16 protein-coding genes are annotated in these 16440 nt (G+C 65.3%); 11 read left to right on the top strand and 5 right to left on the bottom strand.

Annotation, left to right across the window (positions count from 1 at the left end):
• The first annotated feature begins 122 nt into the window (after positions 1 to 122).
• Positions 123 to 641: a GNAT family N-acetyltransferase gene (locus tag VSX79_RS01510; RefSeq protein ID WP_179498703.1), complete on the top strand. Its 519-nt coding sequence runs from the start codon at positions 123 to 125 to the stop codon at positions 639 to 641.
• On the opposite strand, the gene VSX79_RS01515 is transcribed toward VSX79_RS01510, so the two are convergent.
• The 4 genes from VSX79_RS01515 to VSX79_RS01530 all read right to left on the bottom strand — a co-directional run bounded on the left by VSX79_RS01515 (position 620) and on the right by VSX79_RS01530 (position 3551).
• Positions 620 to 1393, bottom strand: coding sequence for an esterase/lipase family protein (locus tag VSX79_RS01515; protein ID WP_326914214.1), 774 nt, complete (start codon positions 1391 to 1393; stop codon positions 620 to 622). The two genes, VSX79_RS01510 and VSX79_RS01515, sit on opposite strands and share 22 nt — an antisense overlap.
• A 47-nt stretch (positions 1394 to 1440) precedes the next feature.
• Positions 1441 to 2616, bottom strand: a complete 1176-nt coding sequence (locus VSX79_RS01520; RefSeq protein WP_326914215.1) for a PQQ-dependent sugar dehydrogenase — start codon at positions 2614 to 2616, stop codon at positions 1441 to 1443.
• Between the two features lie 69 nt (positions 2617 to 2685).
• Positions 2686 to 3321 (bottom strand): sigma-70 family RNA polymerase sigma factor, encoded by a 636-nt coding sequence (locus VSX79_RS01525; RefSeq protein WP_179498709.1) that lies wholly within the window; start codon positions 3319 to 3321, stop codon positions 2686 to 2688.
• Entirely contained in the window at positions 3321 to 3551 is a 231-nt protein-coding gene (locus tag VSX79_RS01530; protein WP_179498711.1) for a NepR family anti-sigma factor, read from the bottom strand. Before VSX79_RS01530 ends, VSX79_RS01525 begins: the two co-directional genes overlap by 1 nt.
• A gap of 174 nt (positions 3552 to 3725) precedes the next feature.
• Between VSX79_RS01530 and VSX79_RS01535 the strand changes: the two genes are divergently transcribed.
• A complete protein-coding gene (locus VSX79_RS01535; protein ID WP_179498713.1) occupies positions 3726 to 4130 on the top strand; it encodes a BLUF domain-containing protein in 405 nt (134 codons plus the stop codon).
• Positions 4131 to 4271: 141 nt separating this feature from the next.
• Entirely contained in the window at positions 4272 to 4826 is a 555-nt protein-coding gene (locus tag VSX79_RS01540; protein WP_179498716.1) for a sigma-70 family RNA polymerase sigma factor, read from the top strand.
• A gap of 33 nt (positions 4827 to 4859) precedes the next feature.
• Here the strand turns inward: VSX79_RS01540 and VSX79_RS01545 are convergent, their stop codons facing one another.
• Complete coding sequence (locus tag VSX79_RS01545; RefSeq protein WP_179498718.1) at positions 4860 to 5654, bottom strand: response regulator; 795 nt, start codon at positions 5652 to 5654, stop codon at positions 4860 to 4862.
• 209 nt (positions 5655 to 5863) lie between these two features.
• Between VSX79_RS01545 and VSX79_RS01550 the strand changes: the two genes are divergently transcribed.
• The 8 genes from VSX79_RS01550 to VSX79_RS01585 all read left to right on the top strand — a co-directional run bounded on the left by VSX79_RS01550 (position 5864) and on the right by VSX79_RS01585 (position 16382).
• On the top strand, positions 5864 to 7405 hold the full coding sequence (locus VSX79_RS01550; RefSeq protein ID WP_326914216.1) for a sensor histidine kinase: 1542 nt from the start codon (positions 5864 to 5866) through the stop codon (positions 7403 to 7405).
• Positions 7406 to 7459: 54 nt separating this feature from the next.
• Entirely contained in the window at positions 7460 to 8710 is a 1251-nt protein-coding gene (locus tag VSX79_RS01555; RefSeq protein ID WP_326914217.1) for a putative DNA modification/repair radical SAM protein, read from the top strand.
• 8 nt (positions 8711 to 8718) lie between these two features.
• A complete protein-coding gene (locus tag VSX79_RS01560) occupies positions 8719 to 10134 on the top strand; it encodes a UdgX family uracil-DNA binding protein (RefSeq protein WP_326914218.1) in 1416 nt (471 codons plus the stop codon).
• Complete coding sequence (locus tag VSX79_RS01565; protein WP_326914219.1) at positions 10134 to 11147, top strand: ligase-associated DNA damage response exonuclease; 1014 nt, start codon at positions 10134 to 10136, stop codon at positions 11145 to 11147. The genes VSX79_RS01560 and VSX79_RS01565 overlap by 1 nt, the downstream gene beginning before the upstream one ends.
• Positions 11144 to 12724, top strand: a complete 1581-nt coding sequence (locus tag VSX79_RS01570; protein WP_326914220.1) for a cisplatin damage response ATP-dependent DNA ligase — start codon at positions 11144 to 11146, stop codon at positions 12722 to 12724. The genes VSX79_RS01565 and VSX79_RS01570 overlap by 4 nt, the downstream gene beginning before the upstream one ends.
• Positions 12725 to 12905: 181 nt before the next feature.
• Positions 12906 to 13520 (top strand): superoxide dismutase, encoded by a 615-nt coding sequence (locus VSX79_RS01575; protein ID WP_179498738.1) that lies wholly within the window; start codon positions 12906 to 12908, stop codon positions 13518 to 13520.
• Positions 13521 to 13693: 173 nt separating this feature from the next.
• Complete coding sequence (locus VSX79_RS01580; RefSeq protein ID WP_179498740.1) at positions 13694 to 15073, top strand: L-serine ammonia-lyase; 1380 nt, start codon at positions 13694 to 13696, stop codon at positions 15071 to 15073.
• Between the two features lie 394 nt (positions 15074 to 15467).
• Complete coding sequence (locus VSX79_RS01585; RefSeq protein ID WP_326914221.1) at positions 15468 to 16382, top strand: IS1595 family transposase; 915 nt, start codon at positions 15468 to 15470, stop codon at positions 16380 to 16382.
• The last annotated feature ends 58 nt before the right edge of the window (positions 16383 to 16440 follow it).

Consider the following 16440-nt stretch of genomic DNA (forward strand, 5'->3'; position numbering starts at 1 on the left):
CTTTACATAGGAGCGGCATGGCATCACCTGTGACCATCGCCGCCGTGTTCGGACAGGCGAATGGTCATCGTCACACCACCAAACCTCCGGTCACGGCGTGCGCTTTTTGAAGAAGACGCGACATGACCGATACCTTGCTTGCCCTGTCGACCGACCATTGCCGCATCACGCCGCTGTTCGCCGACGATGCGCGCGCGCTCGCCGCGATCACCGACGAGACGGTGACCGCGCGCGTCCATTTCCTGCCCGCGCCCTTCACCGAAGCCGACGCACGCGCGCTGATCGCCAAATCGGGCGGCGGCGACGTGTTCCACGCGGTGCGCGACGCAAGCGGCCTCGACCTCAACGGCGTGATCGGGGTCCACCGGCGCGTGGGCCAGGAATATGAGATCGGCTACTGGTTCGCGGCGCGCGTGCGCGGCAAGGGCATCGCGACCGAGGCCGTGCGCGCGGTCGTCGAGGCGCTCGCCGCGTCGCGGCCGGGCTGCTCGATCGTGGCCGAATGCCACCCCGATAACGAACGCTCGCGCGCGCTGCTGCGGCGCATCGGCTTTGCATCGACCGGGCGTCCGGGCAAGCGGCCGGGGCGGATGCTGATGGCGTGGCGCACAGCGCCAGCCTATCGCATCGACGTGTGCTGATCGGGTGCGTCGGCGCCGACCTCTTCGGTCAGCGCCTTGACGATCGCGGCGACCGAGGTCGGGGCATAGGCGAAGCCCATGTGGCCGCAATCGACCTCGACCTGCCGATCGCTCTCATGGGGAAGTCCGCGCGCGCTGGCGATCGCGACGACGCCGTCATGTTTCGACCAGAGCGCGAAGGTTGGCATTTCGGGGCGCGGCGCGGGGTGGAAGTCGATCGGCGGATTGTCGACCGGGTGGCGCGCGATGAAGTGATAGAGCCGCCACGCGCGATTGGCGCGACGGCTGCCCGAAAAGGGCGAGCCCAGGGTCACGACGCGCGCGACCTTGTCCGGGTGATGCTTGGCATATTCGCGGGCATAGATGCCGCCAAGGCTCCACCCCACGAGCGCGGGCGCATAGCCGGTGCGGTCGATGATCCACTGCACACGGGTATCGATGCGCTCGATGATGTCGGCGGTCGCGCCGCGATTGAAGCCGAGGCCCCAGGCATAGCAGCGGAAACCCGCGCGGCGGAGGTCGGCGCGCAGGCCCTTCGTCGCCCAGTCACCCGACAGGAAACCCGGCAATACCATCACCGGCGGGTGCTCGCTGTCGGGGTTGGGTTCGGGCGGCAACGGGCGGATGCGGCCGCCCACCGCGCGCGCCAGCGATCCGATCTCGCGCCACAAAAGCGTGAGCGGCGGCAAGGCGTCGGGATCGGGAATGCGCGCGGGCCATTCGGCGCGCCGGGTGAGGAAGCCGCGGATCATGGGGCCGATATAGGGATAGTTGCGCCGCGGCGAAAGTCGGCGCGCCGCTACTTCCTGGGGACGAGCTTCACCAGCTTGCCGTCCTCGCCATCGGTGAGCAGCCAGACCGAGCCGTCATCGCGCACCTCGACCTCGCGGATGCGTTTGCCGAAGTCCCAGCGGTCGGACTTGTGGAGCGTCTCGCCGTCGATGCTCATCCGAACGAGCCCTTCGCCCGAGAGCGCACCCATCAACAGGCTGTTTTTCCAGCCGGGATAGAGGTCGCCATCGTAGAAGGCGAGGCCGGCGGGCGAGACGGCGGGGTTCCACCATAGTTTCGGCGCCGCGAATTCGGGGCGCGTCGGGTGGTCGGGGATATCCTTGCCGTCATAATGATCGCCGTTCGAGACGATCGGGTAGCCGTAATTGGCCTTCGCCTCGACCAGATTGACCTCATCGCCGCCCTTCGGGCCCATTTCCTGGTTCCAGAGCTTGCCGGTGGCGTCGAAGGCGAGGCCGAGGATATTGCGATGGCCGAGCGACCAGATTTGCGCGGTGACGCCGCCCTGATCGGCGAAGGGATTGTCGGAGGGCACGCTGCCGTCGGGATTGAGGCGCAGGATCTTGCCGAGATTGGCCTTCATGTCCTGCGCGGGGTCGAATTTCTGACGTTCGCCCGAGCCGATGAAGAGATATTTGCCGTCGGGCGAGAAGGCGAGGCGGTGCGAGAAATGGCCGCGCCCTTCGACTTTCGGATCCTGTTTCCAGATGATCTGGAGACCCTCAAGCCGCGGCGCGGCGCCCTGGACCAGCTTCGCCTTGCCGACGACCGCGCCGAAATTCTTGCCCGTGCCGGCTTCGATCCAGCTCAGATAGACCGTGCCGCTTGTCGTGAAATCGGGGGCGACGATGACGTCGCCGAAACCGCCCTGGCCGCCATAGGCGACGGCTGGAACCCCCGCGACATCCTGCGTCGGGCCATTTTCCTGCCAGAGTTTCAGCTTGCCCGATTTCTCGGTGATCAGCGCGGCGCGGGTGCCGGGGACGAAGGTCATCGCCCAAGGCTCGTTGAAGCTCGCGATTTCCTGAACGGTGAAGGGCGCCTCGGCGAGCGGGGTCGCGGGGTGCGCGCCCGAGGCGTCGAGCTTTGCGGTGTCGGCGGGGGCGGCTTCGCTCGCGCCGGGCGCCGTGCAGGAAGCGACGGCGAGCGCGGCGATCAGGGCGAGGGGGGGCAGGTTCTTCATCGGGACGGCTCGCTTTGCTGGGGAAGACATCTCGTTCTGACCGCGGCCTGTCGCAAAGTCGAGAGCGCTTTAGCGGTTCGCCGACTCGCGCCGCGCGGTGATCGCCTCGACGCTGTCCATGATCGCATCGACCGCCTCGCTCGACGGCGGCGCGTCGGCGCGCTTTTGCGAGAACTGGCCGCTGTTCATGATTTCCTCGAGCGCGGCGCGCGCGCGCGAGACGCGGCTCTTCATCGTGCCGAGCGCGCAATCGCAGATGCTCGCGGCCTCTTCGTATGACATACCGCCCGCACCGACGAGGATCAGCGCTTCGCGCTGGTCCTGTGGCAATTCCATCAGGCCGCGCTGGAGGTCGGCCATCTCGCCGCTGTCTTCCTGGCTTGCCGGGGTCGACATGGTGCGTTCGACCGCGGTCTCGTCATATTCGCCGACGAACTTGTTGCGGCGCATCTGCGACAGGAAGGTGTTGCGCAGGATGACGAAGGTCCACGCCTTGATCGACGTGCCGCGTTCGAAGCGCTCGCGCGAAGCCCATGCCTTGACCATCGTGTCTTGCGTCAGGTCGTCGGCGAGGTCCGGATTGCCAGAGAGGCTGCGTCCGTAGGCGCGCAGGTGCGGAATGACGCCGGCAAGCAACGCCTTGAACTCGCTGTCCGAAAGGGTGTCGGCCTGCGGCTGCGAGGCAGCGGCGTTGGGTCCGGTCATTATTGTTTCGGGCTTTTCTGATCGAGCTGCGAAAGAAGTTCGAGCATGTTGTCGGGCAATTGTTCGGCGACGACATTGCCGTAGATCATGCGGAGCTTTGCGCTGACCGGTTCCGGCGCCTGCCGGCCGGTAAGCGTGCGATGCCATTCGTCGCCGTGCGTTCCCGGGAAACTTCCGTTCGCGCGGCGCGGGGCGTCGACATCCGGGGGCGGGGGGCCCTTCCCGTTCATCCTGTTGTTGCCTTGCGTAGCCATGCGAGAGCAACGAGGAAAAGGGCCGCGGGTTCCCATCCACTCTGTTTTTTGCGACGAATGCGTTGCCAAGAAGTCACACCGGCCCTATGCGAGGGGATGTGAGGGGTCACGCTTTGCCAGCCCTGTGGCCGGCGCCCAGGAGGTGACCTGTTGCTTTCCGTTACCTATGTAAGTGTCGCCGATCCCTTGATCCGCGACGAAGATATTGCGGCGATCCTCGTTTCGGCACGCCGCAACAATATGCGCGACGAACTAACCGGGGCGCTCGTCTATAATGGTCGGAATTTCCTGCAGCTTCTCGAGGGGCCGGACGAAAAGGTCGACGCCTGCCTGACCGTCATCCGCGGCGACCCGCGCCACAGCGGCATGATCGAAGTGCGCCGCCGTCCGGTCGAGACGCGCAATTTCGCCGAATGGGCGATGCTCTATGACCCGCGTTTCGAATGGCGCGACGATGGCTTGGCGCGGCTCGCCGTCAACGGCCGGATCGACGCCGAGGACGAACGGATTTTCGCGAATTTCATCGCGCTCGGGCGCCGGCCGCGGTTCGCGTGACCGGCGGTGCGCTTGCAATGCGATGTCAAGCCGCTAAGCCGGTCGTGACATGACCGATCATCGCCAGACGAAGGCCTTTTTATCAACGACGTAACGCCTCGACCGCTCGACGATGCCAGCTTCAAGCGCGAACTCGCCGCGATGCTGCCGCATCTGCGCGCGTTCGGGCGCAGCTTGTGCGGCAACGCCGACCTTGCCGACGACCTGGTGCAGGAAACGATGCTGAAGGCGTGGAAAGCGCGCGAGCAATATATTCCAGGGCCGGCGAGTATGAAGAGCTGGGCCTTCGTCATCCTGCGCAACTGCTTCCTGTCCCAGATGCGGCGCAAGAAATTCACCGCCGAATATGACGAGATGGCGGCCGAGCGGCTGCTCGTCGCACCCGACGACCAGGACGACAGCCTGCACCTCGCCGACGTGCAGCGCGCGCTGCTGCTGCTGCCCGTCGACCAGCGCGAGGCGCTGGTACTGATCGGGGCGGGGCAATTATCCTATGAGGAAGGCGCGGCGATCTGCGGCTGCGCGGTCGGCACGATGAAGAGCCGCGTGTCGCGTGGCCGCGCCGCGCTGCAGGCGATTCTCGAAAGCGGCGAGATGCCGCGGCGGAGCACCGACGCGATGGCGTCGAGCGAGGTGTTCCGGACGATCATGGACAATGTCGACCAGTTGACCGCGAACGGCCCTTCGCTGGACTGAGATTCATTTCCGGCCGGTGCCGCTCTCGCCAGATCAGGCCGCCAGTTGCGGCGTGAAGAGCAGGCTCTGGCTGATGGCGGCGCGCACCGTATTCTCGCGGAACGGTTTCGAGATCAGGAAGGTCGGCTCCACGCGGCCGCCGGTGAGCAGCCTTTCGGGAAAGGCGGTGATGAAGATCGCCGGCACCGGCGCGATGGCAAGAATGTCCTGCACCGCATCGATCCCCGACGATCCGTCGGCAAGCTGGATATCGGCGAGGACGAGGCCGGCGTCGGTTTCCTGGAACGCCGCGATCGCATCCTCATGGGTCGTCGCGATCCCCGCAACGCGGTGGCCGAGGTCGCGGACGATCTGCTCGAGCTCCATCGCGATGAGCGGCTCGTCCTCGATGATGAGGACCGAGGTCCGCGATTCGCGGTCGAGTTCGCCCACCGCATCGGCGAGCAGCGCTTCGACGGTCTCGCCGTCGGTGCCGGTGATCAGGCCCGCTTCCTCGACCGAAAAGCCTTCGAGCGCGGTGAGCAGCAGGATCTGGCGGCCGAGCGGGGTGATCTGGACCAGGCGTCGGTGCGCGGCGCGGACCAGCGGATGCTCGTCATCGTCGCCGCCTTCGCCATCGTCGATGAAAGCGCTTTCCCAGATGCGGTGGAAGTTGCGGTAGAGGTCGATGCGCGTGCCGTCGCCGCTATGGAATTCGTCCGGCGCGGCGACGATGACTTCGAGGGTCGTGTGGACGAAATTGTCGCCATGTTGCTGGCTGCCCGTCAGCGCGCGCGCGTAGCGGCGCAGATAGGGAAGATGGCCACGAATTTCCTCACCCAATGTCATCAAAAAACCTCCCTCTTGAGAGCAGTCATACGCTCCTTGATACGGGTCGGTTCCCGTGCCGGGCGGCGAAAAAGCGATACGGTCGGCTGCAACTTGTCGCACGCTTAAGCGTAGATTTAGCCGGGACGCGATGAAGCTGTGATTTAAGTGAGTGGAATGTCGCCATTTTATTGTTGCGCGGCGAGGATGCTTTTGTAGGGACCATATTCATGGCAGAGCGGCGGCCCGGGGATTTCAGCGATGGGGCGCCCTTGCAGGGCGGCGGGGGACAGCAATTGTCGGATGGAGCCAGCGAGGAGGCGAAACGGTCCGAGCGGTTGCGCCTCGATACGCTTCGCGAATATCGCATCATGGACACTCCGCCCGAGCAGGCGTTCGACCGCGTGACCAAGATGGTCGCCGACCTCTATCGCGTGCCGATCACGCTGGTGTCGCTGCTCGACGACGACCGCCAGTGGTTCAAGTCGGCGCACGGGCTCGACGTGAGCGAAACGCCGCGCGACATCAGTTTTTGCCAATATGTCGTCGCCGAGGGCCGCCCCCTCATGGTCACCGACGTGACCGACGATCCGCGTTTCCGTGACAATCCGCTCGTAACCGGCGACCTTCATATCCGCTTCTATGCGGGCGTTCCGCTTCGCGCCTATAACGGCGCGATCCTCGGCACATTGTGCCTGATCGACCGCGAGGAGAGGGCGCCGCTGACCGCCACCGAACTCGAACGGCTGGAGGATTTCGCCGGGATCATCATGGCCGAGGCCGACCTGCGGCGTATCGTCAGCGAGCGCGACGAGGCGCGGCGCACGCTGGAACGCGCGCTCGATTTTTCGGGGATCGCAACCTGGCGCTACGATGCGCGTGCCGGCACGATCCACTGGAGCGGCGCGGCCGCCGAACTCTGGGGCGCCGACTATGCGACCGCACTCGCGCAGGTCGACGGCTTTTTCGACCGCCTCCACCCCGACGACCGCGACGCGGTCCGCAGCGTGCTCGGAGAGTCGGTCGCGAACGGCGCGCACTATGCGACCGAATATCGCATCCAGCACCCCGAACGCGGCGTGCGCTGGATCGCGGTGCACGCCGACTGGGACGTCAAGACCGACGACGCGATCCTGACCGGGGTCAGCATCGACATCACCGAACAGAAAAGCCGGCAGGAAAACGCCAATCTGTTGATGCGCGAACTGCACCACCGGATGCGCAACCTGTTCGCGACGGTCGGCGCGATCATCTCGCTCACGCGCCACGCGGCGCGCGACGTCGACGATTATGTCGAGCGGATCAGCAGCCGCCTCGACGCGCTCAATCGCGCGCAGAATGTGTTGCTCGGCGCGAATTTCATGACCGGATCGATGCACGCGCTGATGCGCGAGGTCGAGGCGGCCTTTCCGCGCATCCGCTGGTCGGGGCCCGACCTGCTGCTTCCCGAAAACGCGCTGGTCGCGATGGCGCTCTTCTTCAACGAACTCGCGACCAATGCCGCGAAGTATGGCGCGCTGACCGGCGCGAACGGTCAGGTCGATGTCAGCTGGACGCAGGATGCCGAGGGTGGCGACGATCGCATGTTCCGCCTGACCTGGGCCGAAAGCGGCGGCGACCGCGAAGTCGTCGCCCCCGACCGCACCAGCTTCGGTACGCTGCTGATGGAGCGGAGCGTGAAGAATAATCTCGGCGGTACGATCGAGCGGCACTGGGAGCCGGGCGGGCTGATCGTCGACATCACGCTGCCCGCGCGGTGGCGCGAGGCGTAGGCGGCTTAACCCAGATTGTTTGTTCATCATATGTTCCCGTGCTAGCCATGGGGCATGTCCGCGAAAGCGATTCTCGAAAAGCTGGCCGTGCTCGCCGATGCGGCGAAATATGACGCGTCCTGCGCGTCGTCGGGAACGGTGAAGCGCGATTCGACCGGGACCAAGGGGATCAGCTCGACCGAGGGCATGGGCATCTGTCACAGCTATGCGCCCGATGGGCGGTGCATCTCGCTGCTGAAAATCCTGCTGACCAATTTCTGCATCTACGACTGCCGTTTCTGCATCAACCGCGCGTCGAGCAATGTCGAGCGCGCGCGGTTCACTCCGCACGAGGTCGTCACGCTGACGCTCGATTTCTACAAGCGCAACTATATCGAGGGTCTGTTCCTGTCGTCGGGGATCATCCGGTCCGAAGATTACACGATGGAGCAGCTCGTCGAGGTCGCGCGCATCCTGCGCGAGGAGCATCGCTTCCAAGGCTATATCCATTTAAAGACGATCGCGGGCGCCGATCCGGGGCTGATCGCGCTGGCGGGTCTTTACGCTGATCGACTGTCGACCAATGTCGAGCTGCCGACCGAGGCAGGATTGCAAAGCTTCGCGCCCGAGAAAAAGCCCGACACGATCCGCAAGACGATGGCGTCGGTGCGCGTCGGCGCCGACGATGCGATCGAGGCGGCGAAAAGCCGGCTGATCGGCAAGGCGAAGCCGCCGCGCTTCGCGCCCGCGGGGCAATCGACGCAGATGATCGTCGGCGCCGATGCGGCGCGCGACGACGATATATTGAAGTCCGCGACGAACCTCTATTCGGGCTATCAGCTTCGCCGCGTCTATTATTCGGCGTACAGCCCGATCCCCGACGCGAGCAGCGATTTGCCGCCGGTGCGGCCGCCCTTGATGCGCGAGCATCGGCTGTACCAGGCCGACTGGCTGCTGCGCTTCTATGGCTTCGAGCGCGCCGAGATCATGGAGAGCGCGCGCGGCGGGATGCTCGACCTGACCATCGACCCGAAGCTCGCGTGGGCGCTGACGCGGCGCGAGGCGTTCCCGGTCGATATCAACCGCGCGCCGCGCGAACTGCTGCTCCGCGTGCCGGGGCTGGGCACGCGCGCGGTCGACCGGATTGTCGCGGCGCGGCGGCTGGGAAAACTGCGGCTCGGCGATCTCGCGAAGCTGACGGCATCGGTGAAGAAGTTGCTGCCGTTTATCGTCACCCCCGACTGGCGGCCGGGCAAGCTCACCGACAGCGCCGACTTGCGCGCGCGCTTCGCGCCACCCGCAGAGCAATTGGCGCTCGCGCTGTGAGGGAGGTCGTGCTGGCCGAGCCCCGCGATTTCGCCGCTTGGCGGAGCGCGGCGCGCGGGCTTCTCGCGGACGGGGTGGCGCCCGAGGATGTGAGCTGGCGCGGGAGCGAGGAAGGCGCTTCGCTGTTCGGTGATGCCGCGGTGGCGGTGCCTGCGCCCGCGGTGTCGCTGCCGCGCGAGTTGCTCGAGATCGCCGAGCGGGTGATCTGTCACCGCGATGCGGAGGTTCCGGCGCGGCTCTACCGCATCATCTGGCGCGCGGCGCGCGACCGGCACTTGCTCGCGCGGACCACCGACGCCGATGTCGACTGGCTGCGGGGGGCCGACAAGGCGATCCGCCGTGACGTGCACAAGATGCACGCCTTTGTGCGCTTTCGGCGGCTCGGCGAAGAGGCGGGGCGCGAGAGTTTCGCCGCGTGGTTCGAGCCGACGCATCGCATCGTGCGGCTGACCGCGCCCTTTTTCCAGCGGCGCTTCTATGGGATGGACTGGGCGATCGTAACGCCCGATGCGCGCGCGATCTGGCGGAATGAGCAGCTCGTCTACGGTTCGGGCGGGACGAAGGACGAGGTGCCTGACAGCGACGTCGTCGAGGATCAATGGCGCACCTATTATGGCGCGATCTTCAATCCCGCGCGGGTCAAGATCGACGCGATGCGCGCCGAGATGCCCAAGAAATATTGGAAGAACCTGCCCGAGGCACAGGATATTGCGCCCTTGCTCGCGGGCGCGGGGGCGCGGGTGGAACGGATGCGCGAAATGGCCGTTTCGGCTGCGAACCCGCGAACGGAGAAATGGCGAACCCGCGTGCCCGAAGAGCTGGCCCTGACCGAGGATGTGACATCGCTCGCCGAATTGGCGAAGGCGGTCGGTCGCTGCACGCGCTGCCCGCTCTATTGCAACGCGACACAGGGCGTGGCGGGCGAGGGGCCGGAGCGCGCGCGGATCATGCTCGTCGGTGAGCAGCCGGGCGACCAGGAGGATCTGCAGGGGCGGCCCTTCGTCGGCCCGGCGGGACAGTTGCTCGACGAGGCGCTCGAAGAAGCGGGGCTCGACCGCACGCGGCTATTCCTCACCAATGCGGTCAAGCATTTCAAGTTCGAGCCGCGCGGCAAAAGGCGGCTGCACCAGAATCCGACGAGCGCCGAAATCGATATTTGCCGCTGGTGGCTCGACAAGGAACGGGCGTTCGTCCAGCCCGAGTTGATCGTGACGCTGGGCGGAAGCGCGCTGCGCGGGGTGACGGGCAAGAGCGCGAGCATCAAGTCGATGCGCGGATCGGTGCACGAACTCGAAGGGGGGGCGAGGTTGATCGCGACGATCCATCCGTCCTTCCTGCTGCGCCTGCCCGACCGGACACGCGCCGCCGAGGAGCGCAAAGCCTTCGTCGCCGACCTGATCCGCGCGCGGAAACTCGCCGCCTGATGGCGAAGGCGAAGCACTGGATCGAGCCGCATCCCGGCGGCATTTATGTGAAGCCCGCCGACCTGTGGATCGACCCCTCGCGCCCCGTCGAGCGCGCCGCGGTGACGCACGGCCATGCCGACCATGCGCGCAGCGGCCATGGCGCGGTGTATGCGACCTCCGAGACGCTGGCGATCATGGCGCTGCGTTACGGCGTCGACGCCGAGGCGAGCCATAATCAGGCGTATGATTATGGCGACGGGTTCGAGCGTGGCGGGGTACGCTTCAGCTTCCACCCTGCGGGGCATGTGCTCGGCAGCGCGCAGATATTGATGGAATATGCCGGCGAGCGGATCGTCGTCACCGGCGATTACAAGCGGCGGCCCGACCCGACTTGCAAGCCCTTCGAAGTCGTGCCGTGCGACATCTTCGTCACCGAGGCGACTTTCGGGCTGCCGGTGTTTCGCCATCCGCCGACATCGGATGAGATCGCCAAGCTGATCGGCGCGGTGCGGGCAGAGCCCGATCGTTCGGTGCTCGTCGGCGCCTATGCGCTGGGCAAGGCGCAGCGGGTGATCGCTGAACTGCGCGGTGCGGGGTGGGATACGCCGATCTATATCCACGGTGCGCTCGAAAAGATGTGCCAGCTTTATGCGGTTCATGGCGTCGATCTCGGTGAACTCCGTCTCGTCAGCGAGACCGACAAGGCCGAGATGGCGGGGCAGATCATCCTCGCGCCGCCCTCGGCGCTCAATGACCGCTGGTCGCGGCGGCTGCCCGATCCCGTCACCGCGATGGCGTCGGGATGGATGCGCGTGCGCCAGCGCGCGCGGCAACGGATGGTCGAACTGCCGCTCGTCATTTCGGACCATGCCGACTGGGATGAACTCACCACCACGATCAGCGAGGTGAACCCGAAGGAAAGCTGGATCACCCACGGCAGCGAGGACGGACTGCTGCGCTGGTGCGAACTCACCCAGCGCAAGGCGCGCGCGCTGCATCTCGTCGGGCGCGATCTGGAGGAGGAGGCGTGAAGCGCTTCGCGGCCCTGATCGACCGGCTGATCTATACGCGTTCGCGCAATACGAAGCTCGCGCTGATCGTCGATTATCTCCGCCACACGCCCGATCCCGATCGCGGCTGGGCGATCGCGGCGCTGACCGAAAGCCTCGACTTTCCGGCGGTGAAGGCGGGGACGGTGCGGACGTTGCTGGCGACGCGGATTGATGAGGAATTGTTCCGCCTGTCGCGGCATTTCGTCGGCGATACGGCGGAAACCGCAGCATTGCTGTGGCCCGATGCGCCGGGGAAGAAGGACGACCTCACGGTTTCGGCCGCCGTGGATGCACTGTCGACCGCAAGCCGCAGCGACGCCCCCGCCGTCGTCGCCTCGCTGCTCGACCGGCTCGACGCCGACGGGCGCTATGCGCTGCTCAAGCTTGCGCTCGGCGGAATGCGCGTCGGGGTGTCGGCGCGGCTGGCGAAACAAGCCTTTGCGCAGGCGTTCGATGTGCCCGTCGACGATGTCGAGGAGCTGTGGCACGCGATCCCGCCGCCCTATGCGCCGCTGTTCGCGTGGGGCGAGGGACGCGCCGAGCGCCCCGACCTCAAGGACGTCGCCTTTTTTCGCCCCTTCATGCTCGCGCACCCGCTCGAGGAGGAAAGCGTCGACCTTGCCGATTATGCCGCCGAGTGGAAATGGGACGGCATTCGCGTCCAGATCGTGCGCGGGGGGATTGGGGGCGGCGGCGAGACACGCATCTACAGCCGCGGTGGCGAGGAGATCAGCGGGGCGTTCCCCGAACTGGTTGCGGCGTTCGACCAGGATGCGGTGATCGACGGCGAACTGCTCGTGCGCGGCGAGGCGCAGGGGGGCGAAGCAGCGAGCTTCAACGCGCTCCAGCAGCGGCTCGGGCGCAAGACGGTGTCGAAGAAGATGCTCGCCGACTATCCGGCGTTCGTCCGCGTCTATGACCTGCTTGGTATCGACGGCAATGATCTGCGCGCCCTGCCGTGGACCGAGCGGCGGCGGCAACTCGAAGCCTTCGTGCCGCGCCTCGCCGACACCCATTTCGACCTGTCGCGGGTGATCGACGCGACCGATTTCGACGACCTTGCCGAACGCCGCGCCGGCGCGCGCGATGCCGCGATCGAGGGGGTGATGCTCAAGCGCCGCGACGCGCCCTATGTCGCAGGGCGGCGCGCGGGGCTGTGGTACAAGTGGAAGCGCGACCCGCTCACCGCCGACTGCGTGATGATGTATGCGCAGCGCGGCAACGGCCGCCGCGCGAGCTTCTATTCGGACTATACCTTCGGATGCTGGTCCGACGCGGGCGAATTGCTCCCCGTGGGCAAGGCCTATTCGGGCTTCACCGACGAGGAATTGAAGTGGCTCGACAAATTCGTGCGCGACAACACGCTGAACCGCTTTGGCCCGGTGCGCGAGGTCGAAAAGTCGCTCGTGCTCGAAGTCGCCTTCGATTCGATCCACGCATCGAAACGCCACAAGTCGGGGCTCGCGATGCGCTTCCCGCGCATATCTCGCATCCGCCGCGACAAGCCCGCCGAGGAGGCGGACCGGATCGCGACGTTGCTGGCAATGGTGACTTAGTTTTCTTCGTCTTGCGAGGAGCCGAAGGCGACGCGGCAATCCCGAGCGTGCGGTAACCGCTCGGGATTGCTTCGCTTCGCTCGCAATGGCGGGATGAAAATTTCCCCGTCACGGGGTTGCAACCCTCGCCCGCGATACCGAGTTAAAGGCCGCAAAGACCCACAAAACATAGGAGACTGCCATGACGATCGCCCATCCTCCCCTGCCTTATGCCCAGGACGCGCTGGAACCGCATATCTCGGCCGACACGCTGGCGACGCACCATGGCAAGCACCACAAGGCCTATGTCGACAAGACCAACGCCGCGATCGAGGGCACCGACCTCGCCGGCAAGAGCCTCGAGGAAATCATCCACCACGCCGAAGGTTCGGGCAACAAGGGCCTGTTCAACAACAGCGCCCAGTCGTGGAACCACGCCTTCTATTGGAACAGCCTGTCGCCGGCGAAGACCGCGCCCGCAGGCGACCTTGCCGCCGCGATCGACCGCGATTTCGGTTCGCTCGATGACCTGAAAAAGAAGCTCAAGGAAACCGCGGTCAACCATTTCGCGTCGGGCTGGGCTTGGCTCGTCGCGCGCGACGGCACGCTGTCGGTCACCGACACGCACGATGCGGGCACCGAGCTGGTCGCGGGCATCAAGCCGCTGCTCGTGATCGATGTGTGGGAACATGCGTACTACATCGATCGCAAGAATCTGCGCCCGGCCTATGTCGATGCGGTGGTCGACGAACTGCTCAACTGGGATTTCGCGGCGGAGAATTTCGCGCGCGAGGGCACCTGGACCTATCCGGCGTAACTAGCGTCATTGCGAGCGAAGCGAAGCAATCTCCAGCCCGATGCCTTCCGCAAGGCCGAAAGCTGGCGATTGCGGCGTCGCGTCGCTCCTCGCAATGACGAAGAATGGCGCGGTCGGGTTCATATATTAGGTAGGCCTATGCCGACGATAGCGCTTCGCCTATAGGCGCCGCCATGACGATCAGCCTGTTCGAACTCTTCAAAATCGGTGTCGGTCCCTCCAGCTCGCATACCGTCGGGCCAATGGTCGCGGCGCGGCGTTTCACCGTCTGGCTCGACGAGCAGGCGCTGCTCGCGACGACCGCGCATGTCGAGGCCGACCTCTACGGTTCACTCGCGCTGACCGGCAAGGGCCACGCCGCCGACACCGCGATCGTCGCGGGGCTCGCGGGCGAAATCCCCGCCTCGACCAGCCTCGCCGCGATCAAGGCGCATTGGGACCGGGCGGAAAGCGAAGGCTTCCTCTATCTGCTCGGACGTGTCCGGGCGCGCTTTCAGCCCGCGCGCGACCTCCATTTCCAGATGCGCCAGCGGCAACCTTTCCACAGCAATGCGGTGAGCTTTACCGCGCGCGACGGCGACGGCGAAATCCTCGCCAAGCGGATGTATTTCTCGATCGGCGGCGGCTTCGTCGTCGACGAGGATGAGGCGGGGCGCAACAGCCGCGGGGCGGAGGATGAGGTCGAACTGCCCTATCCCTTCACCTCGGGCGCCGACTTGATCGCGATGGGCAAGGCGTCGAGCCTCAGCTTTGCCGAAATGATGTTCGCCAACGAAGTGCGTCACCGCCCGCCGAACGAGGTGACGGCGGGTATCGATGCGATCGCCGAGGCGATGGATGCCTCGATCGACGCCGGTTGCTGCAGCACCGGCGTCCTGCCCGGCGGATTGAAGGTCAAGCGCCGCGCGCCGCAGATCGCCGACGACATCCGCAACCGCCACGAAACCAATCTGATCGACCCGCTCGCGATGATGGACTGGATCAACCTGTGGGCGATGGCGGTGAACGAGGAAAATGCCGCGGGCGGCAAGGTCGTCACCGCGCCCACCAACGGCGCGGCGGGGATCATCCCCGCGGTGATTCGCTTCTACCGGCGCGGCTATCGCGGCGATGCAGCGGGCGTGCGCACCTTCCTGCTCGCCGCGGGCGCGGTCGGTGCCTTGTATAAGCGCAACGCCAGCATCTCGGGCGCCGAGGTCGGCTGCCAAGGCGAGGTCGGCGTCGCCTGCTCGATGGCGGCGGCGGGGCTGACGGCCGCCTTGGGTGGCACTAACGCGCAGGTCGAAAATGCCGCCGAAATCGGCATGGAGCATAACCTCGGCCTCACTTGTGATCCCATTGGCGGGCTGGTCCAGATCCCGTGTATCGAGCGCAATGCGATGGGCGCGATCAAGGCGATCGACGCGAGCCGCATCGCGATGATCGGCGACGGCACGCATGTGGTGAGCCTCGACACGGTGATCGCGACGATGCTGCAAACGGGGCGCGACATGCGCGATAAGTATAAGGAAACGTCGAAGGGCGGGCTGGCGGTTAGTGTGGTGGAGTGTTGAGGGGTAGCTTCGCCGTGTAAGGCAATAAATTGGGAGATGAGGATGGGACCGACTGATTTTGCTGATGCGTGTCGCGAAGAGCGTGATCTCATGCTTGCGAACTATTCCGACGCTTCTGGCGGGTCGGCGGTTGCCCAGCTTCTTACTGCGGCGAAGCTGTCACCGGAGCAGAGAAGTCAGGTAGTATCGGCTCTGGACGCCGCTCTAACTGACGCATTCTACACCATGCTGCTTGCAATCGATGGCTCGGCTTCACTTGGCCGAGAGCAACAGTCGTTCATTCTCACCGACGGCGAGGGAAATGTAGTCGCGAACGGAGACGGTGGATTGGAAGCAGCAGCATGGGCAATTATATACTTGACAAAGCAGCCTATGAAACGGCATAGAATAGGGCATGACGAACATCACCGCCCCGCACTTTCACGACGAAACCAAAGCTCGCGAGCATTTGGAAGCGATCCGTTGGCCCGAAGGCCCGACCTGTCCCCATTGCGGTTCGTTCAACGCCACGCGGCTTGAAGGCAAGAAGCACCGCGCCGGTCTGGTCCAGTGCAACGATTGCCGCGAACAGTTCACCGTCACTGTTGGCACCGTGTTCGAGCGTTCGAAGGTCCCGCTTCACAAATGGCTGCTCTGCAATCACCTGCTTTGCGCGTCCAAAAAGGGGATGAGCGCAAAGCAGATCGAACGTATGCTGGGCGTCACCTACAAGACCGCTTGGTTCATGTGCCACCGCATCCGCGAGGCCATGAAGGTTGATGATACCGATGGCCCCCTTGGCGGTCCTGACGCCGTCGTGGAAGCCGATGAAACCTATGTCGGCGGCAAGGCCAAGAACCGCGCCACCCGTCGCCCCGCTCCCAAGAAGGCCGTTGTCGCCCTTGTCGAGCGTGACGGCCATGTTCGTTCGTTCCACGTCGCCAACGTCAACGCCAAGCATCTGCGCGGCCTTATCGTCACCAACGTGGACCGCCGCTCGCACCTTATGACCGACGAAAGCGTCGTCTATACCAGCGTGGGCCGCGAGTTTAACGGCCACAGCGTCGTGAACCACAGCGCCAAGGAATATGTGACCACCGGCGGCTTCAAGCACAGCAACACCGCTGAAAACTTCTTCTCCATTTTCAAGCGCGGGGTCATCGGCACCTATCACCATATGAGCGAGGCACACCTTGCCCGCTACACTGGCGAATTTGATTTCCGCTATAACACCCGCACTATGACCGATGCCGAACGTAGCGCGGTCGCCTTGTCGCGCATCGGCGGTAAGCGCCTTACCTATCGGCGGACTGACGCAATCGCCGCCTGATTGGTATCAGGCCCCGCGCGTCATTGGTGAGCGCCGCAAGCGATGGACGGGCCGATAA

It is taken from the genome of Sphingopyxis chilensis, from assembly GCF_035930445.1.
In the GTDB taxonomy this organism is placed as follows: domain Bacteria; phylum Pseudomonadota; class Alphaproteobacteria; order Sphingomonadales; family Sphingomonadaceae; genus Sphingopyxis; species Sphingopyxis chilensis.

Excerpts from the sequence above, each read along its gene's own strand:
- VSX79_RS01510 (WP_179498703.1), top strand. The coding sequence starts at position 123 with ATGACCGATACCTTGCTTGCCCTGTCGACCGACCATTGCCGCATCACG.
- VSX79_RS01515 (WP_326914214.1), bottom strand. The coding sequence starts at position 1,393 with ATGATCCGCGGCTTCCTCACCCGGCGCGCCGAATGGCCCGCGCGCATT.
- VSX79_RS01520 (WP_326914215.1), bottom strand. The coding sequence starts at position 2,616 with ATGAAGAACCTGCCCCCCCTCGCCCTGATCGCCGCGCTCGCCGTCGCT.
- VSX79_RS01525 (WP_179498709.1), bottom strand. The coding sequence starts at position 3,321 with ATGACCGGACCCAACGCCGCTGCCTCGCAGCCGCAGGCCGACACCCTT.
- VSX79_RS01530 (WP_179498711.1), bottom strand. The coding sequence starts at position 3,551 with ATGAACGGGAAGGGCCCCCCGCCCCCGGATGTCGACGCCCCGCGCCGC.
- VSX79_RS01540 (WP_179498716.1), top strand. The coding sequence starts at position 4,272 with ATGCTGCCGCATCTGCGCGCGTTCGGGCGCAGCTTGTGCGGCAACGCC.
- VSX79_RS01545 (WP_179498718.1), bottom strand. The coding sequence starts at position 5,654 with ATGACATTGGGTGAGGAAATTCGTGGCCATCTTCCCTATCTGCGCCGC.
- VSX79_RS01550 (WP_326914216.1), top strand. The coding sequence starts at position 5,864 with ATGGCAGAGCGGCGGCCCGGGGATTTCAGCGATGGGGCGCCCTTGCAG.
- VSX79_RS01555 (WP_326914217.1), top strand. The coding sequence starts at position 7,460 with ATGTCCGCGAAAGCGATTCTCGAAAAGCTGGCCGTGCTCGCCGATGCG.
- VSX79_RS01565 (WP_326914219.1), top strand. The coding sequence starts at position 10,134 with ATGGCGAAGGCGAAGCACTGGATCGAGCCGCATCCCGGCGGCATTTAT.
- VSX79_RS01575 (WP_179498738.1), top strand. The coding sequence starts at position 12,906 with ATGACGATCGCCCATCCTCCCCTGCCTTATGCCCAGGACGCGCTGGAA.
- VSX79_RS01580 (WP_179498740.1), top strand. The coding sequence starts at position 13,694 with ATGACGATCAGCCTGTTCGAACTCTTCAAAATCGGTGTCGGTCCCTCC.
- VSX79_RS01585 (WP_326914221.1), top strand. The coding sequence starts at position 15,468 with ATGACGAACATCACCGCCCCGCACTTTCACGACGAAACCAAAGCTCGC.